The 26,475-nt window shown below is 41.6% G+C and carries 27 protein-coding genes; 11 read left to right on the top strand and 16 right to left on the bottom strand.

What is annotated here, in order from left to right; all coding sequences use genetic code 11:
- The first annotated feature begins 13 nt into the window (after window positions 1-13).
- Window positions 14-1,051 carry a dipeptide epimerase gene (locus ABIE26_RS22115; RefSeq protein WP_310146128.1) on the top strand — a complete coding sequence of 346 codons (1,038 nt, stop codon included), beginning with the start codon at window positions 14-16 and terminating at the stop codon, window positions 1,049-1,051.
- Here ABIE26_RS22115 and ABIE26_RS22110 read toward each other — a convergent pair.
- A complete protein-coding gene (locus tag ABIE26_RS22110; RefSeq protein ID WP_310146129.1) occupies window positions 1,038-1,226 on the bottom strand; it encodes a DUF6358 family protein in 189 nt (62 codons plus the stop codon). The two genes, ABIE26_RS22115 and ABIE26_RS22110, sit on opposite strands and share 14 nt — an antisense overlap.
- A 2-nt stretch (window positions 1,227-1,228) precedes the next feature.
- Window positions 1,229-1,546: a rhodanese-like domain-containing protein gene (locus ABIE26_RS22105; RefSeq protein ID WP_310146233.1), complete on the bottom strand. Its 318-nt coding sequence runs from the start codon at window positions 1,544-1,546 to the stop codon at window positions 1,229-1,231.
- A 172-nt stretch (window positions 1,547-1,718) separates the two neighbouring features.
- Between ABIE26_RS22105 and ABIE26_RS22100 the strand changes: the two genes are divergently transcribed.
- Together ABIE26_RS22100 and ABIE26_RS22095 are read left to right on the top strand one after the other, a co-directional pair.
- Entirely contained in the window at window positions 1,719-2,840 is a 1,122-nt protein-coding gene (locus tag ABIE26_RS22100; RefSeq protein WP_310146130.1) for a DUF4407 domain-containing protein, read from the top strand.
- A gap of 25 nt (window positions 2,841-2,865) precedes the next feature.
- Window positions 2,866-3,816, top strand: coding sequence for a M20/M25/M40 family metallo-hydrolase (locus ABIE26_RS22095; RefSeq protein ID WP_310146131.1), 951 nt, complete (start codon window positions 2,866-2,868; stop codon window positions 3,814-3,816).
- A gap of 33 nt (window positions 3,817-3,849) precedes the next feature.
- On the opposite strand, the gene ABIE26_RS22090 is transcribed toward ABIE26_RS22095, so the two are convergent.
- On the bottom strand, window positions 3,850-4,413 hold the full coding sequence (locus ABIE26_RS22090; protein ID WP_310146132.1) for a thiamine pyrophosphokinase: 564 nt from the start codon (window positions 4,411-4,413) through the stop codon (window positions 3,850-3,852).
- Window positions 4,414-4,530: 117 nt separating this feature from the next.
- Here ABIE26_RS22090 and ABIE26_RS22085 point away from each other — a divergent pair, with 117 nt between their 5' ends.
- Together ABIE26_RS22085 and ABIE26_RS22080 are read left to right on the top strand one after the other, a co-directional pair.
- Window positions 4,531-5,304, top strand: a complete 774-nt coding sequence (locus ABIE26_RS22085) for an HAD-IIA family hydrolase (protein ID WP_310146133.1) — start codon at window positions 4,531-4,533, stop codon at window positions 5,302-5,304.
- 74 nt (window positions 5,305-5,378) lie between these two features.
- The gene (locus tag ABIE26_RS22080; RefSeq protein ID WP_310146134.1) at window positions 5,379-5,552 is read left to right on the top strand and encodes a hypothetical protein; all 174 of its coding nucleotides are present in this window, start codon (window positions 5,379-5,381) and stop codon (window positions 5,550-5,552) included.
- On the opposite strand, the gene ABIE26_RS22075 is transcribed toward ABIE26_RS22080, so the two are convergent.
- The 5 genes from ABIE26_RS22075 to ABIE26_RS22055 all read right to left on the bottom strand — a co-directional run bounded on the left by ABIE26_RS22075 (window position 5,540) and on the right by ABIE26_RS22055 (window position 12,268).
- Window positions 5,540-5,863, bottom strand: coding sequence for a hypothetical protein (locus tag ABIE26_RS22075; RefSeq protein ID WP_310146135.1), 324 nt, complete (start codon window positions 5,861-5,863; stop codon window positions 5,540-5,542). The genes ABIE26_RS22080 and ABIE26_RS22075 overlap by 13 nt on opposite strands.
- A gap of 2 nt (window positions 5,864-5,865) precedes the next feature.
- Window positions 5,866-6,981 (bottom strand): hypothetical protein, encoded by a 1,116-nt coding sequence (locus tag ABIE26_RS22070; protein WP_310146136.1) that lies wholly within the window; start codon window positions 6,979-6,981, stop codon window positions 5,866-5,868.
- 4 nt (window positions 6,982-6,985) lie between these two features.
- Window positions 6,986-10,186, bottom strand: coding sequence for a TonB-dependent receptor (locus ABIE26_RS22065; protein ID WP_310146137.1), 3,201 nt, complete (start codon window positions 10,184-10,186; stop codon window positions 6,986-6,988).
- 333 nt (window positions 10,187-10,519) lie between these two features.
- A complete protein-coding gene (locus ABIE26_RS22060; protein WP_310146138.1) occupies window positions 10,520-11,506 on the bottom strand; it encodes a FecR family protein in 987 nt (328 codons plus the stop codon).
- Window positions 11,507-11,677: 171 nt separating this feature from the next.
- Complete coding sequence (locus tag ABIE26_RS22055; RefSeq protein WP_310146139.1) at window positions 11,678-12,268, bottom strand: RNA polymerase sigma factor; 591 nt, start codon at window positions 12,266-12,268, stop codon at window positions 11,678-11,680.
- Window positions 12,269-13,089: 821 nt separating this feature from the next.
- Here ABIE26_RS22055 and ABIE26_RS22050 point away from each other — a divergent pair.
- The 4 genes from ABIE26_RS22050 to ABIE26_RS22035 are packed head-to-tail and all read left to right on the top strand — an operon-like array spanning window position 13,090 to window position 17,845.
- The gene (locus ABIE26_RS22050; RefSeq protein WP_310146140.1) at window positions 13,090-14,493 is read left to right on the top strand and encodes a DNA translocase FtsK; all 1,404 of its coding nucleotides are present in this window, start codon (window positions 13,090-13,092) and stop codon (window positions 14,491-14,493) included.
- Between the two features lie 14 nt (window positions 14,494-14,507).
- On the top strand, window positions 14,508-15,848 hold the full coding sequence (locus tag ABIE26_RS22045; protein WP_310146141.1) for a putative sensor domain DACNV-containing protein: 1,341 nt from the start codon (window positions 14,508-14,510) through the stop codon (window positions 15,846-15,848).
- 27 nt (window positions 15,849-15,875) lie between these two features.
- The gene (locus ABIE26_RS22040) at window positions 15,876-17,147 is read left to right on the top strand and encodes a hypothetical protein (protein ID WP_310146142.1); all 1,272 of its coding nucleotides are present in this window, start codon (window positions 15,876-15,878) and stop codon (window positions 17,145-17,147) included.
- 17 nt (window positions 17,148-17,164) lie between these two features.
- Window positions 17,165-17,845 carry a hypothetical protein gene (locus tag ABIE26_RS22035; RefSeq protein WP_310146143.1) on the top strand — a complete coding sequence of 227 codons (681 nt, stop codon included), beginning with the start codon at window positions 17,165-17,167 and terminating at the stop codon, window positions 17,843-17,845.
- An 8-nt stretch (window positions 17,846-17,853) separates the two neighbouring features.
- On the opposite strand, the gene ABIE26_RS22030 is transcribed toward ABIE26_RS22035, so the two are convergent.
- Entirely contained in the window at window positions 17,854-18,771 is a 918-nt protein-coding gene (locus ABIE26_RS22030; protein WP_310146144.1) for a hypothetical protein, read from the bottom strand.
- 333 nt (window positions 18,772-19,104) lie between these two features.
- On the opposite strand from ABIE26_RS22030, the gene ABIE26_RS22025 reads away from it, so the two are divergent.
- Window positions 19,105-19,338 carry a hypothetical protein gene (locus tag ABIE26_RS22025; RefSeq protein ID WP_310146145.1) on the top strand — a complete coding sequence of 78 codons (234 nt, stop codon included), beginning with the start codon at window positions 19,105-19,107 and terminating at the stop codon, window positions 19,336-19,338.
- Here ABIE26_RS22025 and ABIE26_RS22020 read toward each other — a convergent pair whose 3' ends face one another.
- Genes ABIE26_RS22020 through ABIE26_RS22010 form a run of 3 tightly spaced genes read right to left on the bottom strand, consistent with a single transcriptional unit; the run spans window position 19,339 to window position 21,221 of the window.
- On the bottom strand, window positions 19,339-19,863 hold the full coding sequence (locus ABIE26_RS22020; RefSeq protein ID WP_310146146.1) for a hypothetical protein: 525 nt from the start codon (window positions 19,861-19,863) through the stop codon (window positions 19,339-19,341).
- 11 nt (window positions 19,864-19,874) lie between these two features.
- Window positions 19,875-20,390, bottom strand: a complete 516-nt coding sequence (locus ABIE26_RS22015; RefSeq protein WP_310146148.1) for a hypothetical protein — start codon at window positions 20,388-20,390, stop codon at window positions 19,875-19,877.
- A 3-nt stretch (window positions 20,391-20,393) separates the two neighbouring features.
- On the bottom strand, window positions 20,394-21,221 hold the full coding sequence (locus ABIE26_RS22010) for a DNA adenine methylase (protein ID WP_310146150.1): 828 nt from the start codon (window positions 21,219-21,221) through the stop codon (window positions 20,394-20,396).
- Between the two features lie 236 nt (window positions 21,222-21,457).
- Here ABIE26_RS22010 and ABIE26_RS22005 point away from each other — a divergent pair, with 236 nt between their 5' ends.
- Entirely contained in the window at window positions 21,458-22,147 is a 690-nt protein-coding gene (locus ABIE26_RS22005) for a TetR/AcrR family transcriptional regulator (protein ID WP_310146151.1), read from the top strand.
- 27 nt (window positions 22,148-22,174) lie between these two features.
- Here ABIE26_RS22005 and ABIE26_RS22000 read toward each other — a convergent pair whose 3' ends face one another.
- The 4 genes from ABIE26_RS22000 to ABIE26_RS21985 form a co-directional block, all read right to left on the bottom strand.
- Entirely contained in the window at window positions 22,175-22,540 is a 366-nt protein-coding gene (locus tag ABIE26_RS22000) for a hypothetical protein (RefSeq protein WP_310146153.1), read from the bottom strand.
- Between the two features lie 431 nt (window positions 22,541-22,971).
- Entirely contained in the window at window positions 22,972-23,313 is a 342-nt protein-coding gene (locus ABIE26_RS21995) for a hypothetical protein (RefSeq protein WP_310146154.1), read from the bottom strand.
- 265 nt (window positions 23,314-23,578) lie between these two features.
- A complete protein-coding gene (locus ABIE26_RS21990; protein ID WP_310146156.1) occupies window positions 23,579-25,066 on the bottom strand; it encodes a TlpA family protein disulfide reductase in 1,488 nt (495 codons plus the stop codon).
- Window positions 25,067-25,092: 26 nt separating this feature from the next.
- Complete coding sequence (locus ABIE26_RS21985; protein ID WP_310146158.1) at window positions 25,093-26,469, bottom strand: RagB/SusD family nutrient uptake outer membrane protein; 1,377 nt, start codon at window positions 26,467-26,469, stop codon at window positions 25,093-25,095.
- Window positions 26,470-26,475 lie beyond the last annotated feature (6 nt).

Raw genomic sequence — 26,475 nt, 5'->3', positions numbered from 1 at the left:
AATTATCCTGCCCATGAAACTCGCCTACACTGCCTATAGCCTCGAATTAAAGCACCCATTTGCAATTGCAAAGTTCTCGCGCACCAGTACCCCCATAATGCTGATCCGCTTAACCTATGAAAATACAGCTGGTTATGGCGAAGCTTCAATGGTACCCTATATGGGCGAAAGTGTGGAAACTGCAGTTAACTTTTTGAAGCGGGTAGACTGGAAAAGGTTTGTTTACCCCTTCAATTTTGGAGAGATCATGGCATATCTGGACAGTATAGAAAAGGGACACCCGGCCATAAAAGCGGCGATTGACATCGCCTTGAATGACATCAACGGAAAATTGTTGAATAAGCCTTGCTATACAATTTATGGGGCCGACCCTTCAAAAATGCCGGTTACTTCCTATACCATTGGCATCGATACCCCTGAAGTGATCAGGGAAAAAGTGGCCGATGCAAAGGGTTTTAAAGTATTGAAAATAAAGCTGGGAAGAGACAATGACAAGGAGCTGATCAATACGATCAGGAGTGTGAGCAACCTGCCTTTATATGTAGATGCCAACCAGGGCTGGACCGATAAAAAACAAGCCATAGACATGATCTACTGGCTGCACGACAATGGAGTACTTTTGATTGAGCAACCCATGGATAAAGCCAACCTGGAAGGCAATGCATGGCTTACCGCACGCAGCCCTATCCCGATCCTTGCCGATGAGGCCGTACAACGGTTAGCAGACATGGAAGGTTTAAAGGGAGCCTACCACGGCATCAATATCAAACTGATGAAAAGCGGGGGCATGTATGAAGGCCATCAGATAATCCTGAAAGCAAGATCACTTGGAATGAAGGTTTTGATTGGCTGCATGAGTGAAACCTCCTGTGCCACACAAGCTGGTATAGCTCTGGCGCCCTTGTGCGACTGGGCAGACCTGGATGGCCCCTGGCTGACCAAGAATAATCCTTTTAATGCCCCGGCAATGGCTGATGGAAAATACCAGCTTAACCAGCTGCCGGGACTAGGACTGGAGGGAATAGATCCCGGTCTTTTTACTTCCTTTTAAGGGTATTGCGCATTTCTTTTACCAGCTGCACCTTTAAATAAACAAAAAAAGCCGCAGTAACTACAAATAAGGCAATCACTAAATATTTGGCGTTGTTATATCCCCATACCATTCCAAAAACAGAAATGATGATACCCAGGTTATAAAAAACGTTTAAGGCAATTTTCTTTCCCATGCTTAGTAAACAGGCATGTTTGGATCAAAGGCTTCCTGCCATGCAAGGATTCCACCCTGAAGGTTATACAAATTGGTTAAACCCAGTTGTGCTTCCAATTGCATTACGGCGGCCGCACTTCTTTTTCCGCTTCGGCAGTGAATAATTACCGGTTTATCTTGTGCAATCTGATCTGCCTCAATTAAAATACCAGCTAAAGGTATGTTCAGGCCGTCCAGATTGGAGGTTTCATATTCAAATGTTTCCCTAACATCGATCAATTGAAAATCCTCTTTATTGTCAATTTTTTCTTTAAGCTCCTGAACTGTTATTTCTTTTATCATGTCATTTGATTTTTCCAAAGATACAGAATGCCGAAATCATTAATTGTAAAAAAACTGTTTTTTAGACACTTAGATGTGATAATCTGATCATTTCAAGCAAATTACTGTAACAACTTCATACCCCGGGCGTTTAAATAGTATTCTTTATTAACTTTGATGCTTAGAGGTCATGAATTCTATATCGCGTTTCTTTTGGTTCTGCTCCGGGGCCCATATTTCCACACTGGAAAAACATCCTACAGAGCACAATAAATATATAGGCATCGGTGCCACTATATTCTTTACCGGCTTGTTTGCAGCGCTCTCTGGCGGCTATGCCATGTATTTTGTTTTTAAAGGCGATGGCGGAGCGGTATTTTTTGCTGTATTGTTTGGATTGATCTGGGGACTGGCCATTTTTAATATGGACCGCTATATTGTATCCAGTATCAATAAAAGCGCCAGCACCAACAAACAGATTTTACAGGCTACCCCGCGTATCCTGCTGGCTATCATGATCGGGATAGTCATATCAAGACCTTTGGAGCTCAAAATATTCGACAAAGAGATCAAAGAACGTTTGAAGGTGAGTTACCTGAACAACCAGCGATCGAAAATTGATACCCTGAACGCGGCTTTTGAGAACAAGTATGCGATTGAAATGGGCAAGCTGAATGAAAGCCGCGCCCAAAGGGATTCTATGGCCAGCGCCATTAAGGCCGACCGGCAAAAGCTCAATTTTGAGATCTTTGGCAATAAAACTACAGAGACCTCGGGTATCATGGGCTATGGCCCTTATGCCAAAAGAAAAGAAGCTGAGCTGAAACAAAGGGAACAGGAGCTGGATACCCTGACCGCTGATGTACGTAGCCAGGAGAAATTCGTAGCCGACAGGAAGCAGTTTGATGGCTTAATGACCGAGAAACTTTATACGGGCAAACAGCTGGACAGCCTGACCGGCGTTGCGGGTTTTGCGGACAGGAACTGGGCCTTGGGGCAGCTGGGCTTTAACAAGGATGGCACAAGGGATACAAGTACCTACCTGGCCGTAACCTTTATAGGCCTTTTGTTCATATTCTTTGAATGTTTACCGGTATTTGTAAAGCTGATGAGCAGCAGGGGGCCTTACGACCGCTCAGTAGAAAACGTTGAGCAAACACAGATTTATCAATCGGATAAAGAGCGGGAGTATGAAACCGAGGTAGCAGACGGCACCCATGAAACGAAGGTTTCAACAGAAACCGAAAAGCGCAAGGAAATTATAAAGGGGCAGGCCTATCAGGACCTTAAAAACCACAACTGGGAGCGCTAAGCATTAAAACTAAACTGATTTATACATGAAAAAAACCATTTACACTTTACTGGCCTTGTTATTTACACAGCTGGCCTGGGCGCAAGACATCAATAAGATCATCACAGCGGGTTATGTTGACCGGCTGATAAAAACGCTGAGCAGTGACGACATGCAGGGGCGGGCAACTTTTAGTCCGGGGATAGACAAAGCTGCAACATTTATCGAATCAGAATTTAAAAGCATAGGCCTGATGCCGTTAAAAGGGGAAACAGGCTACCGCCAGACCTTTTTTAAAGATTCTACAGATAAACGCCCCTTGTTTAACGTGGCTGGTATGATCCCGGGCAAATCCAAACCCAATGAAATTGTGGTTTTTTCAGGGCATTACGATCATTTAGGGATCATTAAAGCAAACGGAACAGACAGTATTGCCAACGGGGCAGACGATGATGCTTCTGGTACGACAGCTGTTATTGCTTTGGCCAAATACTATAAAGCTTTGAACAACAATGAACGTACGCTCATCTTTATCGCTTTCACCGCCGAGGAGATCGGTGGTTTTGGTTCACGTTATTTCTCCAAAAAGCTAAACCCTGACGATGTGGTTGCCATGTTTAACATAGAGATGATCGGTAAAGAAAGCAAGTTTGGAAAAAATGCCGCATTCATTACCGGCTATGACAAATCTGATTTCGGAAAAATACTGCAAAAAAACCTTGCCGGCACAGAATTTACCTTTCATCCTGATCCCTATCCCCGCCAGCAGCTGTTTTACAGGAGCGACAATGCCACATTGGCTGCATTAGGGGTACCCGCCCATACCATCAGTACCGACCAGATTGACAAGGATGAGTTTTACCATACGGTAAAAGATGAGTATGAAACGCTGGACACCAACAATATCCTGTCGACCATAAAGAGCATTGCCAAAAGCGCGATCAGCATCATTAAAGGAACAGATACGCCCACAAGAATTCCCAGATTAGTAGAATAAACCCTTATCAGGCCGGTGTTTGCCGGCCAGATGTTACAATACTTCAGAAATAAACAGGTATTCGGTTGAGAAGTTAAATTCAACAAAACCATCATCGATCACCACAAAGTCGCCACTTTCTTCCTGGCGGAGGTTGCTGGTTTCAAAATAAGAGAGCACCTCTATTCTGAATATACTTCCCTTTGGTTTCCAAACCTTAAACCCTTTTTTGATGGCATAGGCTTTTTCAGTTCCGGTGAACACCACAATATTAATGGCCTCAATATAGCTGCCCAGTTCCCTTAAATTACTCTGAACATCAACTACGTTAACTGCCGGATACCTCTCGGCAATCAGATGGTCAAGAACAGCATCTAAAGCTTCCTTGCCTGCGCTGATCACTTTGGTATTTTCCTGGAATGCACCTGTTTCTCCTGAACTGACTACCGCATCGACCTTTAAGCCCATACTCAGTACCTTTTCATATACTGGTCCATTTACAATCAGGGTAGGGCTCCATTCCAGCAGCTGCCCCAGATATTCTTCATTAAAGGTCCCTAATTCATGAATATAAAGGGCCGGTTCCTGTTTCTCGCGAATAATATGATGTGATGACATGACACAAATATATCATTTACAAGATTTAACTTTTGTTTTAAATTTATCTCTGCATCTTTGTATTGACCCATATAAATCGTACGAGCAGGCTGAACATTATTTTAACTGAAGAATTCTATGAAACACGGACTTTTGATTGACATGGACGGTGTCATTTACAGCGGAGAAACATTAATTGAAGGTGCTGACAAGTTTATTGCCAGCCTGCTTAAGAACGATATCCCCTTTACCTTTATGACGAACAACAGCCAGCGTACCAGGCTCGACGTGGTTCGCAAGCTAAAGCTCCTGGGCATTGAAGTAACCGAAAACCATGTTTACACCAGCGCCATGGCCACCGGCAAATTTCTGGGCGATCAGAGTGAAAACGGGACAGCTTACGTACTGGGCGAAGGAGGGCTGATTACCAGCTTACATGAAAATGGAATTAACCTGGTCAACACCGATCCGGAGTTTGTGGTATTGGGCGAAGGCAGAAATTTTACCCTGGAAATGGTACAACGTGCTGTAGACATGATCCTGGCCGGGGCAAAATTTATTACCACCAACCAGGATCCTTCACCTAAAAAACCAGGGTGGAATAACCTGGGCATTGCCGCAACCACTGCAATGATTGAAGAAGCAACCGGTAGGAAAGCCTTTGTCATTGGCAAGCCAAGCCCGGTAATGATGCGTTCGGCCAGAAAATATCTGGGCCTGGAAACCGCAGAAACTACAGTAATTGGAGATACCATGGAAACCGATATACAGGGCGGGGTACAAATGGGCTATAAAACTGTACTGGTATTATCTGGCATAGCTAAAAAAGAACGTTTAAGCCAATACGCATTTAAGCCCGATCTGATTGTAAGTTCGGTAGACCAGCTGGAATTCCCGCTGAAGTGGTGGTAGAAACATAAAAAAGCCAGCAGTTGTACAAACTGCTGGCAAATCCGTGGTCTCCAAGACACCGATTTCAAACTCTTATGATGATTTCTAATTCTAAAATAAAGACGAAAAAAACAGATCAAGAAAACTTGGCAAAAGTAAAGGCTATTATTGGACATTCTGGTTGGCTAAGCCCTCAAAAAGTTGGCAGTAAAAAGAGCAGGCCACTTAAAGGCCTGCCCAATGATTATATGATTAGCTATGTGCCGTAGGCTAACCTGATGCTTGCCTGGAGCATTACAAAAGCTGGCATTTCAGTAGGAATTTCCTTCTTCAGCGCTTTCAGCTTCCTGCCCAAAAACTGAACCTTGGCCTCGCTGTATAAGATCTCATAGGCAGTGATCTGTCTTGAAAGTTCTTTTAACAAGCGATCATAGTTCCTGTACATCGTTTCCAGTTCCCTATTATAATCTTCTGCCTGCTGTAAACAACTGCATTCTTTTTGCCCGTCGCTCAACAACCCTTTCATTTGCAGCAAAGCATCCTTTAAACGCTCATGCCTCTTTTTGCTAATGGCCTGCATTGTTATTGAAAGTATTGAGAAAGATCCGTTACTTTGCCGCCTGATATAAAAACGCTTCTTGTACCGGCTACAACTGCCAGTATTCTTGCATCGGTAAAAATCAATAAATTCGATTTTCCAGCCTGAAAATTAATTCTATTTTCAGGATAGTCGACATATGCTGAAGTAACCCGACCTTCATTAGGCTTAATCGTATAACCAGTAAGGGTTAATGGGCTACCAGGATTGTAAGGTTCAATATTCGTTCCTTTTTCATATATGTCAAAGCTATAGATGTACTCCGGTCCCGGCAATGGTGGCAGCTCTATCGAATTGAAAGAACCATCTTTTGGCAAGGTAAACCTGATTTCGGGTATTACTTTTGTTCCAACTGTGGTGTTCGATGCGGTTTTAAGCCTGGTATAAAAAACAAGATCTACATCTACCTTTTTGAACTGATTTGGAAATGAGGTTTCAAATTTGGCCCTCACCATCATATTGGCAGGATTTGTTGGAGGATCTAGCTGTACATTATCAACGATCTTTATTCCATCGAAAAAGAAGCTAATATTCTGTTGTTGAATGTCGGATTCTATTGTTTTTTTTAATAAAACGGTAGTTTCACCTTTTTTTCGAATCTGAATTTCTCTTGAAGTACCTTTATCGATTAAAATAGAAGATCGGCTATCTACGGCTCCGCCTTTAGAGAGGATGATATTTCCATCCAATAAAAATTCAAGCTCTCCGGTTAAGGCATACCCCTTTATAAGTAGGGAAATGGCCTGATCATATACTTTTATGCCATCATAAAACACGGTAAAATTTTGAATAAAGGGGCTGGATGAAAGCTGTTTAGTTTGCAATATTTCTGAACTTCCTTTTTTTCTGATCTGAAACGTTGCTCCCTCCTCTTTTATTAAAAGCCGGGTATCAATTGATATATTTTTACCCGAGGTGATTAAACTGGTAGCAATAACACTGTCTTTATAAACATATTCCAAATCAACGTCTGAGCTTCCCCGGATTTGCAACTTAATAACTTTATCCGGATCGGGTTGAGCGAGCTCTTTTTTACTACAAGAGATATTCAGCACTACAAAAGCGCTAAGAAAGACTAGCGTAAATATTTTATGTTTCATGATATTAAAAATTATAGTTTAATGACAAGCTGTAGGTACGGCCAAATTTTTGATTAAATCTGAGTTGATCTCCATCTTCAAAATTATCAGTAAAACCCGGTTTTAATTGTTTAGCATTACTATAATCGCCACTTCCGGCAACAAAATCAGGGTTCTTTTCATAGCTACCTCTGTTGATATAATAAGCAGATGCCTGGTTAAGTAAGTTGGCGGCGTTCATTTTCACTTCAAACCTGCTTTTTAAAAACCTGTAGCTCACCTGTGCATCTATCTGTGCTCTCGGCTTTTCATATTCAATTTCATCCGGATTTAGCCCTACGATGTATGTTTTACGTCCGGATTTATTATAGGCTAAATTAAAACCAAAATGGTTTGAGGTATATTGTAATCCTGCATTGATCAGGTATGGTGCCTGTCCATACATTGATCGGCTTTGTTTAGTTTTTACCAAAACATCGCCAAGCTTAGGATCAGGATTTGTTGTTTTGTAGTAGCCAACAACGCTTGATCTTTGTAAGGTTAAGTTTCCATATACCGTAAAGTTTTTGATCAGTTGGTTATCGGTAAGAAAGCCTAAATTTTTGCGCATTTCAAATTCAAGTCCATACACCTTGGCGTGGTCTGAATTGGTTAAATAAATATCCCCGTCAAGCGTTAGGGTTACCAATTCGGTTGGCTTATCAAAATATTTATAAAATGCACCCGCAGAAATAATTTCGCCTAATCCCGGAAACCACTCTGTTTTAAAATCGTAACTTTCTATTCTGGTGCTTGCAAGGCCCAGGTTTCCAAAATTGGCGTTAAGTGGCGCATTATACCTGAAAAACTGACTGTTATCAAGCAATTCCGGCCGTACCACGCTACGGGATGCAGCAAGCCTGATATTTAACTGGCTTATTGGGCTGTAGGTTAAATTTGCCGAAGGTATCCACTGCCAATTCTTCTCCTGAGGTAAAGAAAATGGCGAATTACCCATTTTTTGATTACTTCCGTTTTTTATTTCTGTATACCTGTAATACTCGCCCCTAACGCCCCAAACCAACCTCAGTTTTTCGGCCAGGCGGTTATCTAACATCAGGTAGCCGGCATGACTAATGCTTTTACCTTCATAGGCATCTATAAACCATTGATTTATGGTGTAATTGTAACCATGTGCGCCCATATTTTCAGGCTTTAATTTTTCACTGATCGGCAGGTAAGTTAAGCTGTCAGATATATTGATGTGATTAGCTAATGTCGCGATCTGCCAGTTAAAGCTTCCTTTTTTATGGATGCCGAAATATCCTGTTTTAACAATATTTCGTAGCAGGCCTGTATTAAATGGCAGCGATACGTCTACCCCTCCAGAATAATGGGTTTCCTGGTTATCGTAGTTATGGCGTGACGAAGGTTTGATATAACCTTGATTAATTTGATCTGTAATGTAAAAGTAAGCATACTCTTTCCCAAACAGTTTTGCTCTCTGCTCGGCTATACCTATGTCTTTTTCTTTCCTGTCTACGCTTGTTCTGCTAACGTTCCATTCCAATTTTACTTTACTCAATTGATGCTGGCCGCTAATTTTATTCTGTAAAAGATTAGTAAAAGTGGGGTCGTCAACTTCTTGTATTCTATCGGGCATTAAGCCCTTATCTAAGAATTCATTCCCATCTTCCTCACTATAACCTGTTGTTCTGATGAGGGCATTGTCATAAAGGTGGGTGTAAGTATTCCGCAAACTAAACCGGTGCTGACCAACCTGCAAACCAACATTTAACAAACCACCCAAAGTTGTATTAAAACGATATGACGAGCCATAATTATTAGCGTTAGGGGTCCAGCCGGATCGGTATTGATCAAAATTATTGATATTTTGTGTGTTGCGATAACTAAGCGAAGCGGTAAACCCAAGCTTAATTTTCTTTACGGTATCTAATCCAAACAAACGCCCTATGGTAAACTGGTAATTTTGCGATGGCGCTGTTTTATATTTGTATAGTGTAAAATTATCTACCGTAAATTTTTTACTTAGGGCATCCAATTTGGCTTGATATTGTTCATTACTTAAAGTATTATTGGGGGCGGTAGTACGACCTGTATGTTCCAGGTTTGTTGGGAAGTCCCGTCGCCCGTCGTCAAACCCCAGGTAGTCATACTTCCCTCTTTGTTTGCTAAAAAAATCTTTGCCGGTACTTTGATCATTGTACGAGGTACCTGCCGTAAAGCTCATAAAATCTTCTGCCGGGATATCTTTGGTACTGATTTGAATTAAACCACCGCCAAAACTTGCATTCATATCGGGAGTTACGGTTTTGCTGACCACGATGTTGTCTACCATGTTGGTAGGGATCAGGTCAAAAGAAAAATTACGGGTTTGTCCTTCGGTACTAGGTAGTGCTATTCCATCCAATTGAGCGGCGTTATAGCGTTCGCCAATACCACGTACCACTACAAATTTATTATCAACAGTACTTACGCCGCTGATGCGTTTTAAACTTTCGCCAATGTTTTTGTCAGGGGTTCTCGATAGCTGGTCGGCGCTTATACCGTTGCTAATCTCGGAAGCATTTTTCTGTTTAGCTAAAAGGCCTGCGGTAGTAGCTTTTTTATAGCCGGAAGTTACGACCACTTCCTTCAGCCCTCTGGTATCAGGTTTCATCGAAATGTTCAGTGGTGTATTCTTATCTTCCGTTACCAGAACTCCCGTGATCCTTTGCGTTTGAAAGGAAATATAGGTAATTTCTAAGGTATACGTTCCGGGTTGAGCATTAAGAATATAACTACCATCAACACCTGACTGTACACCAGCACCGGTTTCTACAACCCTAACGGATGCGCCGGGCAATGCTTCGCCTTTTTCATCCAGTATTTTGCCAGAGATCCTGCCGGGCTTTGGTGGGACTGGTTTGGCCTCAATCACTATAAATTCATTTACAAGTTTATAGCGAAGATTGGTGCCCGAAAGGATATTGACAAGGGCATCTCTGACGGACATCTGCGCTGTTGCCAGCGTTACCTTTTTGTGTTCCCCGTCAAACAACTGGTTAAACAAGGTAAATTTAACACCGCTTTTGGTCTGTAACTGGATCAGGCTTTCTTTGACGCTCGCCCCTTTAAGGTTCAGTCCAACTTTCACCTCATTTATATTCTGGCTTTTTGCTGTATTTGCAGCCAGAACACCTGCGAAGGTGACCTGAAGAACAAGCATGATCAATGAGCATTTCATCAGGAAGATAAATTTATTCCAAAGCCCCTGATGAAAAATGCCGGATGTAGCTGTGAATAATAGATATGGGGCATAATACTGTTTTAAGATAAATCCATGGGCAGAACCGGGTTCTGCTGTTTTTTGTATAAATTTGAACATTGACTTTTTTGTCTGTATGGCATATTAAGTTAATTTCCCCTAAGGTTATCCTTGCGGGAAGACTGCTTTAAGCCAGCTGTCGTCGAAAACTTTGGCTTAAGGTTAATCTAATCAGGTCTGTTCCCGGCTTCCGGGGGCAGATTTTTTATATTTGATCTATTTAGGCATTCAGGCCTCCTTTTCTCTGTGTGTTCATCGTTGTCCTATTATAATCTGATCTTTACTGATCCTGTATTTTAAGCCGGTAGCTGCTGTAATGGCATCCAGTGCTCCATTTATTGATGCTTTGCCATTGATCGTAATGCTTAGTTGGTAAGCCGTTAATTTGGATTCGGTGATAATGATCTTAGTATTGTACCATCTCCCCAGGTCAAGCGCTATTTTATCCAGGCGTGTATCTTTAAAGGCCAGGGTTCCATTTTTTAAGTTTCTCACATCCTCAATAGGTATAGCCGAGATTTCCGTACTGTTATCTGAGGGGTTCCAGCTAACCATTTTCCCAGGTGTCAGAATAGCTAGTGAGGTTAATTTGCTGTTTTCCTTACGCCCAACGCTTACCCTACCTGTGGCTACAGAAACAGTTAACTGATGCCCCTTGAAAGCCTCGATTTTAAAAGAGGTACCCAGAACCTGGGTCTCTACTTTTCCGGTTTGGACTATGAAAGGTTTTTCCGGGTTGTGGCTGATTTCAAAAAAAGCTTCCCCCTCCAAAGAGATTTCCCTTTTTGTGCCCGCAAAGCGTTCAGGATATCGTATACGGCTTTCTGCCCCGAGGTATACCACACTGCTGTCTGAAAGCGTAAGGATAGTCCGCTTACCGCTGGGGTTAAATTTTTCGATCATAGCAACCTGCTGAACTTCCACCCTGCTGCGCTTTTCCCGGTTTAAGAAATAAAATCCAAAACCTGTAACCAGTATAACCGTCGCGGCATAACCGATCCATGATTGGCGAAGCATGGTTAACTTACCAGGCTTTTTTCCACCCCGCTTTGTTAAACGATCTTGCCATTCGCCTGCTACACTATCTTCTGCTTTTTCGGGAGCAAAATCCTCCCAGTCTGCCATCAGCAATTCTTCCAGTTCCCTGCGACCCTGAGGAGTATCGATATATGGCAAAACTTTCTGCAGCTCTTCGGGTGTACAGCGATCCTGGATATACTTTTCTAACAGTTCTTTCATTTGCGATGGTGGCCATTAACAAGCCCCCTCTGCTTATGAAAACGTAAGATTTGCAATCAGGTACTAATGCAAAATGAATTATTTTGAAGTAAATTGAAAAAAAGGTCCTGTAGAAACATGAATGCTATAACGGCCAAGTGAATTCCTAACAGGAGAAGGTAAAATAAATCGTTATAAAAACAAAGAAAAAACAGCCATGAAACCGTAAACCAGATCGGTATGGGGTTGCATGGTGTGGCGAAGCGTATGCAGAGATGCCCCAATATGTTGCTTTACGGTACTGACCGAAAGATTTGTTTCCTCCGAAATCTCTTTGATACTTTTCCCTTGTTGGCGGCTAAGTTCAAATACTTTGCGGCGCTGTGGGCTTAACAGTTTCAGGCTTTTATGATAAATCTGCTGTAGTTCTGAAGTATTGTACTGATCTTCAAGGCTTGCGGTTGTGGGATGCTCAAAATCAGTTTCCTCAATTCCAATAGTTTGCAGGGCTTTTTTTCGCTTATGATCAATAATGGAATTTTTTATGGCCCGGAACAACCAGGGTGATAATGAACTGTCTACTTGTAGCATGGTATGTTTTTGCCATAAGCGCATCATAATATCCATTACGATTTCTTCGGCAAGTTCCGTATCAGATATACGGTTGGTGGTATATTGCAAAAGTTTATTGAAATGACGATCAAACAATGTTTTAAATACCTGTTTATCCCCATCTTTCCATCTTTGCAGTAACACACTATCCGGTAAATCTTTGAATGCCATTATCAAACCAGCTTTATCAATGCAAAAATAGTTCTAAGCTGACAATGAAAGGTTAATTTTATGTTAACTTATGATTATTTAACTGAGAGGCACACGCATGATAATATATGCCCGATTTTGGGATTTATAAGAGCTATATTATCCTTTAATACTTGTAAATTTGATGTTTGGTGATTTTTCACATCGAACCAAAGACCAAGTGAAATCATACGAGACATCTTATTGATAAATAAAATGTTAGGACAAAAAAACTGGACAAGTTCAGAATGTCTGACTTGTCCAGTGAAGTGGTCTCGACGGGAACCTAATCCCGCTTATAACTTGTTGATTTTCAATTCATTTACAAGTTTGTAATTCATGACTCACCAAATCACTCACTGTCTTTTTTTAAGACTTACCTGTAAATTGCTGATTTACAAGCAATTGAATGTTTTGGTTAGCCTTTCAGTGGTCCCGACGAGAACCTCTCGTCGCGCTTTTTTTAATTGATTTTCAATCATTTAAAAACTTTTAAATTACTAGACTCACCGAATTACTCACTATCCTATTTTATGCTAGCTGCAAACTAATCAAAATTAACCAAAATTATCATGACAATCAAGATCTGCTATGAATATAAATTTGCGCATTAAATGGTAATAGTAATTGATATTTGGTGGATAATAAGCAAGGTCAGGCAATTTCATCGAGGGGAGGTATTCCCTGCATCACATGGTAATACGTTGTTTCTTAGGCAACCAGGCAAATGCAATCTGCTAACTATTATGATATTTAATGTCAAATCATTACGTTTATGCCACACTAACGCACTGCAAAAATCCATGGAACCAAACGAGCCATCAGTACAAAAAGATCTTTCCAATTCAGTTTACGACCCGGCCTTTGATCTCTCGGGCTACCAGTATCCCGAGCTCGCTTTGGTATCTCCGGAATTTAAAAAAACTCTGGTTGCTTCCATGTCCAGACGAGATGCCTGCAGCTTTCCTGTATTGCTTGGAGATTCCAGCGATGTGCAGGTAGAAGACCTATTCAACCGGCCCAATATGCTCATCGCCGGAACTACGGGAAGCGGAAAGACCCAGTTTATCTATAACCAGATCGCCTTCTGGCTATTCTACAAACACCCTTCCCAGCTCAAATTCATATTCTGCGGGAGCAAAAGCATAGACTACAACCTGTTCGGTAAACTGGAAAAGCACTTCCTGGCAGGAGTTGACAAGGGTAGAAGTATCGTTACGCCTGAAAACTTCCGGGAAACAGCCACCGCGCTGATCTTTGAAATTCAGCAGCGTATCCATCTGTTTACCCTAGCAGGAGTCAAAACCATCAAACAATACAACGCGCTTATTATCAAAAAACAACTCGACTATAACCAGGGACATCACTATTTGCCCGATATTGCCGTGCTCATCGATGACCTGTACAATTTCAGCTACAGCGAAGAGCTCGATAGTCAACTGATCCTGCTTACCCAGCAGAACAGTCATACCGGAATCTATGTGCTAGCCGCAACCAGCCAGGTTAACAGTCCGAGTATCTCCAGGCAGCTTAGGAGTAATTTTGTGTTGCGCGTTGCCTTCCGGCTTATCTCTCAAAGCGATTCCAAAAAAATCCTGGATAACATTGGCGCAGAAAAGCTTGTCCATCCTGGTGCAATGATCTATAATTTCAGCGGGCAGCTGCTCAAAGCGCAACAACCCTTTATTGAATATAAAGACCTGCAAAATCTGGCGGAAGGTATTGCCGCGCAAAAAGGCTACCCGGAAGGCTACCTGCTGTATAATCCGAATCCTGAACCCAAAATAGATCTGGACGCGCTGGATCCGCTGATTGATGATGCGGCGAGACTCATCGTCATGCACCAGCAGGGCTCAACCTCACTTATCCAGCGCAAGCTCAAACTGGGCTATAATCGCGCTGGCCGGATGATAGATCAGCTGGAAGTCATTGGTGTAGTCGGCCCCTTTGAAGGCAGTAAAGCCAGGGAAGTGTTGATACCGGATGATTATGCACTGGAGATGTTTTTAAATGAACTCCACAACCCTGGCGATCAAAGTCCGGTAGACAAATCATCATCCATTAAGCCAGTTACAGAAAATCCATCAAGGACTGAAAGCCAGGAAACACCATGCAATGCGCAGCTGGCGATAGCCTTATTAAACCAAGGACCACAACAACCAGCCGAAAAAGCAGGATTCTGGGGTAAACTGAAAAAACTATTTTAACCAATCTCACCTCTATGCCCCAAAAAAACACCATTACCGATCTGGCAGCATATATCTGGCAGAACATTAAAAAATCAACAAAGCTCGAGTACAGGATACCGCCGTCCGGCATCCTAGAGGAACTTTTTGAGACGCTTTATTTTGCCAGCATGAACTCAGAAGAAGGAGAACTGATCAAAGTCCGTGTCGCCTTCTACAACCCTAACGAGCCGGTGGGATTCAGGAGGACAAGAAACATAGAAAGGTACAACTATATTCCCTTTGGCAAACCAATGCCCTATGATGTTAAGTCCATTGTCAAATTATCCAAATCTGCCGATCCATGGAGCAGCTCTTTAGCCGTTTATTTTGATGACGATCAGGAGTTGCAAATTTATGGACTCATTGACCAGGCCGTGCATACGGAAAGCTACCTGAACCGGGAAAGCACCACCAAACCAGATCAGGCAGGACTTTTTCAGGTTTCCATTATTGGCATCGGCAGTTTGTCTGTTATCAGGGAATATGACCTGATCGCTACCTTTAAGCAAAACATCCTAGTTACCCAGTTTTTAGATGTTCTGCGATTCGGTCCGATTTCACGGCTCCTAAAAGCCAAAGCTAAAAATTTTACAGACGAAATCATCAAGTTTATTGTCAGTAACGATTTTGATGTAGATATCGAAGACTATGAACCAACCATTCATAATATCTGGCGTGATACCCTTTCCCGGATCCTCATTCACATCCGTAACTATCGCCATGGTGGTGCATTTTTAATCAGCGCTGAAACAACAGGACTAAAAATCAATTATACTGTCAGCTATGACAGGCTTCATAAATCCATGGCCAGACTGTTGAAATGGACAATAGCCTGCGATGTGGTCGAGGAAGAAATCTCCATCCTGGGTGACAGGAACATGAAAATGGATCTTTTTAACGAATACCTAATCGGCAAATCAAAAAAGAAATCCAGTGAAAACGAACTCAAGGGAGCTATCCGGTTCATTGCCTCGCATAGCTGTGTGGATGGACTGATCCTTTTTGACGATGATCTCTTCGAACAGGGATATGGTGTGTTTGTTCAGGATCTGCATGCACCAAAGTACATTTACCAGGCCACCGACAATACCGGAACAGAATCTCTGCTGGTTCGCAAATCCTTATCACACTATGGTACCCGCCACCAGTCTATGATTTCCTTTTGCTACGCCAACGAAGGTTCCATTGGCTTTGTGGTATCCCAGGATGGCGATATCCGGGCATTTACCAAAGCAGGCGACAAACTGATTATGTGGGAAAGCATTAAAACACATAAATATTTAAAGTCAGCGCCTTCCAGAAGACTGCCTACCACCAGGCTGAAGTCATTGTAACGAAAGGTTAATTAACTACCTTTGGCTATGGACGGACAAATCAACCTGTTGGAGCGATTGAAACAGCGCATGGAAATGAACCAGTGCGGACTATTCAATTTCCTGTTGAAGAAGCGGGAGAACCAGCATTTTTACCAACCCATGCTCAAAAAGACTGCCATCACCCGGTTTGACTTTAGCACCCAAGACCTCAACTGGGCGCAGGACTACATCCACAACCAGTTTAACGACTCCGAAGGAAACCTATATCACGAGATCATGCTGGACGTACAGGCCAGTGGCAGGCTCCGGCAATTCAATCGGACCACCTCCAAGGAATTTGTCAATGAAGCAATCAGTTTTGATTTCACAATCCGGGCTTACTTTGACGATAATGGTTACCTGTCTGACGGGAACATAGATCTGCTAAATAAAGAACAAAAGGCATTGGTTAATTACCAGCTTCAGTACCAGCAGGAGCTCAATCGTACCGGCATCAAAAATATCATCGAAACAAGGTACCAAGGCAGTGAGGCCTTTAGTTTTTTCACCCGGATCTGGAAGAACTCCGCCATTCGGCATCCCGAAGCAGCGGCAACAACAGACCTGCATTATTTCCACGAACTTGCCGAAGCCCACCGAAATGTGATGTACAGCGTCAGCTGCGCAATGATGTGGGGACGATACATCAGCCTGCATGGGGATCATGCTTACCAGATGGAGCAAAAAACGGTATATCCGATGAAAACCAGCTTTTATGACAACCGGCATATTTTTTACTTGGAGGCCGCCATGGAAGAACTCTATACCTTCTATGAACGCATTGCGCACTTGCTGTATATCTTTTTAAGACCTGACAACTTCGAGCCCAGAGCACTTTCACTAAATAAGCTTTTTGAAAAGCCAACCAGAAAAGTGCTGGAACGGCAATTTAAGGACCTTGCCACCAATGAGCATTACCAGTGGTTTGTCAGCCGCGTAAAAAACGGACACGAAGTACTTTCCGGATACCGGCACCCGCTGATCCATTACCAAAGCAGCAATACCTTTATCAAAGGGTCCTACAATACCACAAAAAGCAGGATCTGGATGAAAAATGCCATGAACCGCAAGGAAGCCCTGGTTAATCTTGAAAAGGATATGGGCAAGATCCTGAGCTTTGTATCCAGGGAGATGCATGTCTGCCATGAAGCTTTTGAAAGGGCGGTACTGCTGTGTGAAAGCCTCGAGCCACTAGATATTGAACATGATCCATCAGGAGAATCTGGTACAGTTGACATTATTGACCAACCGGATTCATCGCAAGGAATCCCGCAATAAGATTTATATTTGAACAAATGAACCAACAGCACCCCGCATTTCCTGCACTGGCCGAAAACATCATCAATGAACTGACAAACACCAGCATATCACTGAGCTCACCATTGCTGAAAACCAAGGTGCTGGCATACCGCATTGAAAACCAGGAATTGTTGGCCTGGACCAACCATGAGCTGACAGGCTATCCCCTGTTGGACCAGGTCCCGGACTACCGAAGAACTACCGGAGACATTTATGCCGACTATGTCAAAGGCAACCTGCTGGCAACAGACCAGTTCGTTGATCTCAAAGGAGATCCTGAACTTTATGAGATGCACATGTGCCAAGGCATTCCAACACTGGAAACCTATACCTCCTCTCATGTCGGGGAAACCTTTGAAGGTGAACAGCGGCAGGTCATCGTGGATTATTTATGCTCACAAAACCGCAACCTGCAGATTTCAAGGATATATAAAAAAACACCAGCTAATATTGTGCTTGATATTCTCAGTACCGTCAGAAACCGGCTGCTGGATTTTATGTTGGAAATGGAGCGGACCTATGGCATGGTCTCCGACATTAAAGCACTGAAGGCCTTTAGTCCCGCGATTACCCATATTGTCCATAATAACATCATTAATTTTGGTGACGGCGGCATCATCAATACCGGAGCCAAGGCAAAAATTGAGGCAGGCATTTCTGTAGAAAAATCCGGCTGAAGCGAATCTTAACCTAAACCATAATATTGTTTAATCGCATCCGCCAGTAGAGATCCTGCGGCACCCAGCGAAATTTCCCAACCTCCGGACAATGATTTTGCTACCATTTTCTGAAGCCAGAGGTTGACCTTTTCACCGAACTTCTGGTCCACGGGCGGCTCCTCGTCAATCACCAGAAGCAGTTCTCTGATATCCTGTTCAGCGACATTATTTTCAGCCAGTTTGCGTTCCAAAACCTGTTTGTTGCCTTTGTTGATACTTACGTTGGTGGTGATAGACGCTTTTTCTCCTGTGTTGATCACATTGCCGTCTCCGTTATTGTGAATGGTTGTATTCATGATCGTTGTTATTTTAGACTGGTTGTTCTTTAAATCCCGAATTTCAGTGTTGACATCAAACTGCTTGTCCAAAGCTAGCATGAATTCCATCAGCTTGTCTTTAACCTCAGCAAGTATTTTGTGCAGAGAATGCAGCGGTACTTTTATGCCTGCTCTTAACAATTGAAAGTCTGCACCATTGGTGTTTTTCATGGGCTTTTCAATGGTTCGTAAAATATTCTCAGGGAATAGTGCGCAGACCATGTTGCTTGATTTTGATTTCAAAAGGCTTTCCAAAGCTGAGACATTGTCGTGTGCCCTGAAGAGCTGCATCTGTTCATTTAAGTCCGCTGGCAGGTCAGGCAAATGAAAAGGGTGGTCCGAAAATCTTATACCGCTTTTGATCATGTCACCCACAATAACGCCTTTGGTAATTCTGTAGGCAGGTAAACTCCCGTTACTGGGGTAGCCCTTCAACTCAAAATTGACCCATTCAAGCAGCTCCTGGTGAGCGATCTTACTGGCCAAAAACTTTGTCTTGGTAAGCGGCACTGATAATGAAAGCTGATCATCCATCAAATCATTTAATATGTCACTGATTAATTTCATACTTAAAAGCTAAGGTATCCAAAGATACGCGCAGGCTGAAATAAATTTATTCACCATATCAGTTTCATTGTGCCCAGATACCGAACAGGTGCCATACAATTAAAAGTCGATACCTGTATATAACGGACAAAGTAGTGTCGTCCTGGAATTACTTGCACTGGGTCCAAAATAAATCTTCCTCACTTATTGGCTCCATAATTCGTCTATTATACCAATTACAGTAATTATTACCACAACATTCTAATATATTCAGAAATGATTGGCGCAAAAGATCAGGCACAAAGTTTGTAACTCTATTAATTATAACCAGGTATTTTTAAAAAATATAAACCCATGAAAACCATCATCTTATTCCTTATTACAATGGTAATCAGCACTGGAGCGTTGCTTGCCTCGTTAAGCATGAAAAATCCCTTCATCGGGCCAGCTATTGCCTTTGCCCTTGTACTGCTTTTCATGTTCCATTTGACCGGTAAGTCCAGACGCCAAGCAAGGCAGCGGGAAAAAGAGCGCCTGTTTTACCAATACTTTGCCTCTCAGCAAAACAGACGCTCCAGATTTAACTAATTACCGTCGCCTCGAATGTACCTCGGTCAGATGCCTTTCTTCCCCATAATTCAACACCTCTAATATCTTGATCTGCGAGGCATTAAAAGCAATATATTCGTTTTGATAATCTCCCAAATCAGAAACTATACCGTCATATCCTGCTTTTTTGAACAGGTCATTTGCATGCTGAGTATTTAGCACTTCATAAAGTTCCGCAAGCTCGAAAGGATCAATTTCTCTATTCAATAAGGACAGCGCTGCTCTGGGCTTAAGTTCCCGTTCAAAAGCAATCTCGCAAATGACAGGTGCCTGCTCAAGCGTAGAAAAAATGCCATGTATTCTCAAATCCAATGGCTTCGTGATAGAAACCTGGGCACTATATACCCTCGGGCCAAAAAGCAAAGCATTTTCCACTTTATCAGCAAAAAAGAATCCGTGAACGGTATTTTCCCATTCGGTATTGCTGCGTTTAAAGCGGTCATCAAACTCGCTAAAATTATAATAGGAGCCGTGGTAGAGCATCTCCGGTATTTCTAAATCCATAAAATAATAGTTTATCTCCCCCTGGACTGACCGATAAACTGTTCAAGCACATCGAGCTTCTCTTTCAGCACATGATTATAGCAAGTGCCCTGAAACTTGAACCTGCGTTCTTTATACAAGTATTCATTTTTTTGATCATCGCACCCGATCTGCATAAAATCATTCTCCCCCAGCCAGGTATGCAATAAATTACCTTCATCGAACTTATATCTGCAGGCTCCGTAATAGCCGTTTCCATGTTCGATATAGGTAGACTCAAAATCCAGCCCGAAATGTGCAGCGATGGTCACCAGATCCTCTGGATTGGGGTACCAATCAGTCTCGTATTCCACTCTCAATACGCCAGGTAGATGGGCTCCTTCGATATGGGCAAAAAAGCGTTTTGGCATTTCGATAAAAAAATGCGGCCACTGGGCTTCCTCTGTCTTGGGCTCGCAGGCTTCCATCTGCTCGAAAAAATGTGCAGCAACCATCAAATCAGCATCCTGCCCATGAAAATTTACTTCATTAAATACATGATTGGCCATTGGCTAAACCTCCAAAATTTTCAATTGTTCAGCTATTGGGTAATTCGCCACCAGCATTTCCGTTTTTGTTTTTTGATTTCCGCCCTTGGCATTTACAGACACCTTTTGCCGAATAGACCATTTCTGCCATTGCTGACTCAATGTATACTTCTCCAATATCGGCGAAGGATAAGATGAAAGCAGAAACTTGCCTTTAATTCGGCTCAGCAGATATAACAAACTCTCGTAATCTTGCTGGCTATAACCGTTATAATGACCGCAATTTGAATTGTAATAAGGCGGATCGCAATAGAAAAACGTGTTAGCAGAATCCCGGCTGCCAATAATATATAATGCATCTGCACATTCAATCTGACAATTCTGTAAGCGAATGGCGAGTTCTTCAGTAAAACCGGCTTTATGGTGATCGATTTTTTTAGTCGTAGTGTTGCTGGAAATATCATATCCCCAGGTTCCATCCAATTTGGCACTGAAACTTTGCGAGCTCAATACCCAAACTGCCCAGGCACGCTTCAGATCTGAAAACATATCCGGGTTGCTATAAATAACGGTCGCACGCCGGTGCATATCCCTACTGTGCAAACTGATTCGTACCTCTTTCTCCAGGCTTACAAAATCTTCCTTAGCAACCCTGTAAAAATTCACCAATTCCCGGTTGGTGTCATTGATCACTTCAACTTCAGAGGACTTCTTGGCAAAAAACACAGCTGCACCGCCAATGAATGGCTCACAGTAAAGGGTATGTGAGGGAATCAGAGAAACAATAGTGGTGGCAAGCTTTTGCTTACCACCGTAATAACTTATAGGTGTTTTTAACCGAATTTTTCGCATAAAATAAATAAAGTTTTATTGCCAGCTAATTATAGTCCATATCCTAACCTCTTGCACCATGATCAAGATCTTACTTATATGACATCGTTTGAGCGAAATTGCTGATAACGAACCATTAACAACACCCTAAATATACCCCCCCGATAAAAAGCCCAGTTTGTTGAAAAATATTGCCCCCTAATTCACCACTTCGGAGTTTTACCAGCAGTAGTTTAGCAGCAACTAATATATACAACATGACAAAACACATTAATTACAATGCAGAAAGTCCTTATCGGAATAGGGATAAAGAGAAAACAAAAGCAATTTTTCTGAAAGCCGTGGGTACCGTGCTGAAGGCAAAAGGATTTGAAGCTCTCGGTGTTAATGAGATTTCCAGGGAAGCCGGACATGATAAAAAATTGATAGCATACCACTTTGGATGCTATCAAAATATGATAGATGAATATCTTAGGGACAAAAAGATCTGGGCAGCCTTGTTTCAACAGGTTTTCCTGCTGAAAGATGATCCATCGAGGATTGATCTGGAAATTTTCTTGAAGCATGTATATTACAATCTCATTGATCAATTAAAAGAGGACCTTGAAATGCGGCAACTCCTACTTTGGAACCTCAGCAAGCCCATTAAAAGTATGTCCAACTTGAATCAAGAATGGGAAAATCAAATCAATCACTTCATTCTTAAAGCCAAACCGAAGGAAGAGCGCGAATTACGTGCATTATTGGCCTTATTATATGGCGGGATCTGCACATCATTTTTTGCGGCGACTACAGGATTTTCAATCTCCCCTTTTGGACAACTCAATTTCAACGATGAGGATGACCTAGGTGAATTTACTCTCGCTGTTGGCTTTCCCCCTCCTGGTCTTAGGAGGGGTGCCGAAGGCGGGGTGGTGTTAGAGTTATCGCACTTATGCGTATATTAACGGATAACTACATACTATCCTTGTTTTTTATACGTTTGCCCTAAGCATGCAACTTAAATGCAATTTCAACCAGTAGGTTCTCTGCCCGTAGGCTAGAGCGGCTGATGGGGAAAGGCCATTTAAGGCGCATGCAAATAAATGGTACTGATGTTGGGTAAATCCCAGATAGTCATTAGATACCAGACTCACATAAGATCGTCTTCCGCCATAGCCAGGAATATCCAGATCTACAACCGGACCACAACCAGTCAGCCCTTCCAAACGATAATTTAAATGTCCTCTTTCCTGAAGGAAATCCAGGAACTCATTAAAGTATGCCGCCCGTTCATAAGCATTCATACCGACAGGATTTTCAAAATCCTTAAAACTTGCTTTTGCAAAGTCAATTTTCATAGCGTTATATTAAGTTAGTAGGGCAAAACTATAGCATGAATTACGACTTAGTGGTGAGTTGGGCGCACTATTATTAACTTATTTTTCACAATATTTAATTATCTGATTTACTGTAAATTACACTTAATCATAAACCTAAAAACAAAGACAAAAACTTGCCTATTCGCACACAAAAATGTCGAAGAAAAACAAAGCAAAAAAGTCCTGCCGAAACGTGAGCGAAAAAGGAATGGCAGAATCATGCGATCCTGCCATTTGCCTCAATTGTTACTATTAATTAACCTGAATTTATTATCATATCTGAGTCGTTAATTTGTTGTTATATTAATTTTCAATATCTATTTTTCCACCTTGCAATACCTAACATCTCCGCCTCATCAATACCAGTCAACAGCAGTAGCTTCTCCACTGTTAAAGCATCAATCAGTTCTTTAATTATTTGCATTCAGCAACAACTCCTCAATAAACCTGCTCAATCTATAAAGCTTAGTGTATATCAGATTCAGTCTCTCGTGGTGCACTTTACCTACGCTCTTTTGTGTTTTTTCAATATTACCCAGGTACCTACTGATGTTAAAAACATATAAGTTTAACCAGGGCCTGGTACAATCCGGATACAATGTCATTGAGATTTCTGCTTCCATGTGTATATCCATACATATCAACTGCAATATCTTGGCTATACAAGCATCGTCGTAATTGTCATTGGCTATACTGGAAATTATTTCCTCGAAGGATTTTAAATTATCTCCTACACTTTCTTCTAGCTTCATTTCGTCTTTCAATATTCTTTATAAATGACGTTGTTTGTTTAAATAGCCAACCGTCCCTGCAAATGCTGTATATTTTACAATAGAATTCTGATAATGAACAAACTGCTAATTTTAATCGGAAATATTTATACAGCTTTTATATTCCAAAGGTTAAAGGTGAAAAGATGCGGGATTTTAGTATTCGTAAAGACTGCATCATTGCACTTTACAAAACCTGTATGGTAAAATACCGTTTAGCCCGAAGTTTAGGTTAAAAGGTATTCATCTATTCGCTTTGTTTTGGCATATTCAATGCATGCAGAATATGCCTGTAAGCTCCTTTTGCATCAACAATATTGCCTGAAACTATTTTTCCCTCTCTATCAATAATTAAGATGAAAGGTACTCCCTGAACATTGTAATATTTGGGAAAAGGATGGTTAATATCTCGTCCTGATGTGTAAACATTAATGTACTCTCTGGCAGTAAATTTACCACTGGCAATACCTTCCTTCCAACGCTCAACTTGTCTGTTAGTGCCAACAGATAGATACACAAAATCAGGATTATCTTTCAATAATGGATAAAAGTCTTGATGAAATGCTTTGTGAAATACCGCACACCAGGTACAGCCAGTTGCCCACATATCCATCAAAATTACCTTTCCTTTAAGAGTAGCAGAATCAAAGACATTTCCTTTATTATCAGTAAATTTGGCATAAAAAAACTCCTGACCTTCAAGGGTTTTGAGCTGATAATCCATGAGGGTTTTCAACACTGGAAGCGTAATCAGCTTAGCCCCATCTCTGAAAAGCGATGCGTATTGTGAGCTCTGGAATTTTACGTCATTTGTAATTCCTCTCCCTGCCAGGAACAGGTTAGCGAGAAGTCCCTCACGAACGTAACCAGTATATTTAGCTTTCAAAGTATCGTAAAGGGTTTTTAATGAGATGCTATCTCCAGTTGAGTTCATTACCAAATCTAAACTTTCTCGCATCGCTATCTTTTCAAGAAATGCAGGGGCAAGCGCCATGGCTGGATCTTTAGGAAAACTAAATGTCGTTTTAAAAGCATTGAAGTGTTTTTTGAGTAACTCACGCTCTGGTAATTTACCTTTATAGCTTTTCGTATACCAGTATTTAATAGCAACAAGCCAGTTGCTGTATGTATCAGCGAAGTTATAAGTAATTATTTTTTCCATTTGCGGATCCAGCCCCCCCTGTTTGACCAAACTTAGCTTGTATTCTTGTAGCTCATTTACGATTTCGTCCAATTTATCAAGGTAATTTTTCAAATTTTCAGGAGGAGATACTGATATCCCCTTAATTTTCAATCCAGTTGGAAAGGTTGACGAGAGTTGTGCTATCAGGTTATATTTAGCAGCACCAACACCTGTAAAATGTGCACTATCTATTATACCGGTATTATTTTTAAACAGGCTAATGAAGACATTATCTGTTGGTTCAAAAAAAAAGCCATTGTATAGCAAAACAGATTTTGTATTTATTCTTGGCTTAATTACCATAATCGCTGGTGCTTCATATCTGGGTAAATTGAAATTGAAGTTCCCGTTAATATCTGTTATTACTTCAACGTTTTCCAGTTTATCAGCTACGGAAGCATATGGGATTCTATATTGTACAGTAAAAGTATCTATTCTGGCCGATCCATTTTGTATCACTTTTCCTTTAAAGCTAGGTCGGGTAACATTAGACTGCGCAAACAGTAAGTTGCAGCAGCACATTAACGGAATTAAAATATATTGTATTTTCATATGTTTTATATTCTTGAAGTAAATATTTAATAACCCTCATTTTGGCTAATATTTGTATTGTTTCTGATTTCTGAAAACGGAATTGGAAAAAGTACATAATTAGATTTCCAATTGGGTTTTAAGCCACTAAGTGTAGCATTCAATCTATTTGATCTCTTCAGATTAAACCACCTGTCTCCAGATTCGGTAAACAGTTCCACTCTTCTTTCCCTAGCGATAACATTAAGCAAATCCGTCTGCGAGATACCGGGATTGGTAGTTTTAATTAATGGCAAAACAGCCCGACTTCTGATCAAATCTACGTCTTCAATGGCTCCTGTTAGGTTATTCAACTGTGCCCTGGCATCGGCCCTGATCAAAAACTGTTCGGCTAGTCTCAATACCATTGTATATTCAGTAACGGGTGTAGCAGAGCTCAACGCACGATATTTATAGGGATAATAATAAGTTACGCCATTGGCTACCATGCTTTTTACCCAGGCAACTTTCCGCTGATCATTGGCTTCAAAAGCCTGAGTAGCAAAGTCAGCCCTTAATGAAGCCTGAGAAGGGGCTGCTGTACCTGTTATCAAGAGAAAACTTGCACGGGAGTTTGAATTCGCATTAGGCATCAGTTGCCAGATTGTTTCCAAACTGTTCTTTAAAAAGATAGCATCAAGGGCGACCAGTTTGTAAGTACTTGTTCTGTTAATCACTAGGGTGCTGTATTTCTCTGCATTTATCCAATCGCTTTTATAAAGAAAGACTCTTGACAGCAATGCCTGCACAACCGCCTTATTGGGACGCACCCGTTCTGTTTTTGGGTAATTTTCAGGTAGCAGATTTTCCGCCAGTCGTAGATCTTTCACTATTTGTTCATAAATCTCATCAGTACTTGATTTTGGGGAAGCGCTATTTGCCTTATAGTCACTGGTTAAAATCAAAGGCACATCTCCAAATAAATTTATCAGGTAGAAATAACAATATGCTCTTATGAAATAGGCTTCCCCCTCTAATTGGGCCTTCAGTGTAGGTGTAATTGCTATAGAGCCAGTAACCCCTTCTATAAGAGCATTTGCATCGTACAACCGGTTATAAATGCCTGCCCATATCCCTCCTATAGTTTGGTTTTCAGGGATGATCAGGTTCTGGTATGCGCTTTGGAGCACAGGATTGTGTCCGATCAGTTCATCGGCGGTAAGACCGCATAACGTCGATATACTTGAATTGTCAGCTGATGAAAATCCAGAAGCAGCCATTTGTTGGTAAATACCCAGAAGCACCGAGGTTGCCAGTTCGGGATTCTGATATACAGATTCAGGAACTAGACTGTTTTTGGGAGGATCTATTTCGATAAACTTTTTACAGGACAATAAGCTGCTTATTGCCATTATTGTAAAGATCAGTATAATATTGACTTTCATAACTTT

The sequence above is a fragment of the Pedobacter africanus genome (assembly GCF_040548825.1).
Classification (GTDB): domain Bacteria; phylum Bacteroidota; class Bacteroidia; order Sphingobacteriales; family Sphingobacteriaceae; genus Pedobacter; species Pedobacter africanus_A.
The sequence above is the reverse complement of the archived record's forward strand: the minus strand, read 5'-3'. Positions and strand labels throughout refer to the sequence as shown.

What these genes read in the sequence shown, in the direction of transcription:
- ABIE26_RS22070 (WP_310146136.1), bottom strand. Translation starts at nt 6,981, where the DNA reads ATGAAACATAAAATATTTACGCTAGTCTTTCTTAGCGCTTTTGTAGTG.
- ABIE26_RS21985 (WP_310146158.1), bottom strand. Translation starts at nt 26,469, where the DNA reads ATGAAAGTCAATATTATACTGATCTTTACAATAATGGCAATAAGCAGC.
- ABIE26_RS22040 (WP_310146142.1), top strand. Translation starts at nt 15,876, where the DNA reads ATGGACGGACAAATCAACCTGTTGGAGCGATTGAAACAGCGCATGGAA.
- ABIE26_RS21995 (WP_310146154.1), bottom strand. Translation starts at nt 23,313, where the DNA reads ATGAAGCTAGAAGAAAGTGTAGGAGATAATTTAAAATCCTTCGAGGAA.
- ABIE26_RS22005 (WP_310146151.1), top strand. Translation starts at nt 21,458, where the DNA reads ATGACAAAACACATTAATTACAATGCAGAAAGTCCTTATCGGAATAGG.
- ABIE26_RS22025 (WP_310146145.1), top strand. Translation starts at nt 19,105, where the DNA reads ATGAAAACCATCATCTTATTCCTTATTACAATGGTAATCAGCACTGGA.
- ABIE26_RS22080 (WP_310146134.1), top strand. Translation starts at nt 5,379, where the DNA reads ATGATGATTTCTAATTCTAAAATAAAGACGAAAAAAACAGATCAAGAA.
- ABIE26_RS22115 (WP_310146128.1), top strand. Translation starts at nt 14, where the DNA reads ATGAAACTCGCCTACACTGCCTATAGCCTCGAATTAAAGCACCCATTT.
- ABIE26_RS22000 (WP_310146153.1), bottom strand. Translation starts at nt 22,540, where the DNA reads ATGAAAATTGACTTTGCAAAAGCAAGTTTTAAGGATTTTGAAAATCCT.
- ABIE26_RS22065 (WP_310146137.1), bottom strand. Translation starts at nt 10,186, where the DNA reads ATGAAATGCTCATTGATCATGCTTGTTCTTCAGGTCACCTTCGCAGGT.
- ABIE26_RS22035 (WP_310146143.1), top strand. Translation starts at nt 17,165, where the DNA reads ATGAACCAACAGCACCCCGCATTTCCTGCACTGGCCGAAAACATCATC.
- ABIE26_RS22090 (WP_310146132.1), bottom strand. Translation starts at nt 4,413, where the DNA reads ATGTCATCACATCATATTATTCGCGAGAAACAGGAACCGGCCCTTTAT.
- ABIE26_RS22010 (WP_310146150.1), bottom strand. Translation starts at nt 21,221, where the DNA reads ATGCGAAAAATTCGGTTAAAAACACCTATAAGTTATTACGGTGGTAAG.
- ABIE26_RS22045 (WP_310146141.1), top strand. Translation starts at nt 14,508, where the DNA reads ATGCCCCAAAAAAACACCATTACCGATCTGGCAGCATATATCTGGCAG.
- ABIE26_RS22110 (WP_310146129.1), bottom strand. Translation starts at nt 1,226, where the DNA reads ATGGGAAAGAAAATTGCCTTAAACGTTTTTTATAACCTGGGTATCATC.
- ABIE26_RS22050 (WP_310146140.1), top strand. Translation starts at nt 13,090, where the DNA reads ATGGAACCAAACGAGCCATCAGTACAAAAAGATCTTTCCAATTCAGTT.
- ABIE26_RS22075 (WP_310146135.1), bottom strand. Translation starts at nt 5,863, where the DNA reads ATGCAGGCCATTAGCAAAAAGAGGCATGAGCGTTTAAAGGATGCTTTG.
- ABIE26_RS22060 (WP_310146138.1), bottom strand. Translation starts at nt 11,506, where the DNA reads ATGAAAGAACTGTTAGAAAAGTATATCCAGGATCGCTGTACACCCGAA.
- ABIE26_RS22100 (WP_310146130.1), top strand. Translation starts at nt 1,719, where the DNA reads ATGAATTCTATATCGCGTTTCTTTTGGTTCTGCTCCGGGGCCCATATT.
- ABIE26_RS22020 (WP_310146146.1), bottom strand. Translation starts at nt 19,863, where the DNA reads ATGGATTTAGAAATACCGGAGATGCTCTACCACGGCTCCTATTATAAT.
- ABIE26_RS21990 (WP_310146156.1), bottom strand. Translation starts at nt 25,066, where the DNA reads ATGAAAATACAATATATTTTAATTCCGTTAATGTGCTGCTGCAACTTA.
- ABIE26_RS22015 (WP_310146148.1), bottom strand. Translation starts at nt 20,390, where the DNA reads ATGGCCAATCATGTATTTAATGAAGTAAATTTTCATGGGCAGGATGCT.
- ABIE26_RS22095 (WP_310146131.1), top strand. Translation starts at nt 2,866, where the DNA reads ATGAAAAAAACCATTTACACTTTACTGGCCTTGTTATTTACACAGCTG.
- ABIE26_RS22085 (WP_310146133.1), top strand. Translation starts at nt 4,531, where the DNA reads ATGAAACACGGACTTTTGATTGACATGGACGGTGTCATTTACAGCGGA.
- ABIE26_RS22055 (WP_310146139.1), bottom strand. Translation starts at nt 12,268, where the DNA reads ATGGCATTCAAAGATTTACCGGATAGTGTGTTACTGCAAAGATGGAAA.
- ABIE26_RS22030 (WP_310146144.1), bottom strand. Translation starts at nt 18,771, where the DNA reads ATGAAATTAATCAGTGACATATTAAATGATTTGATGGATGATCAGCTT.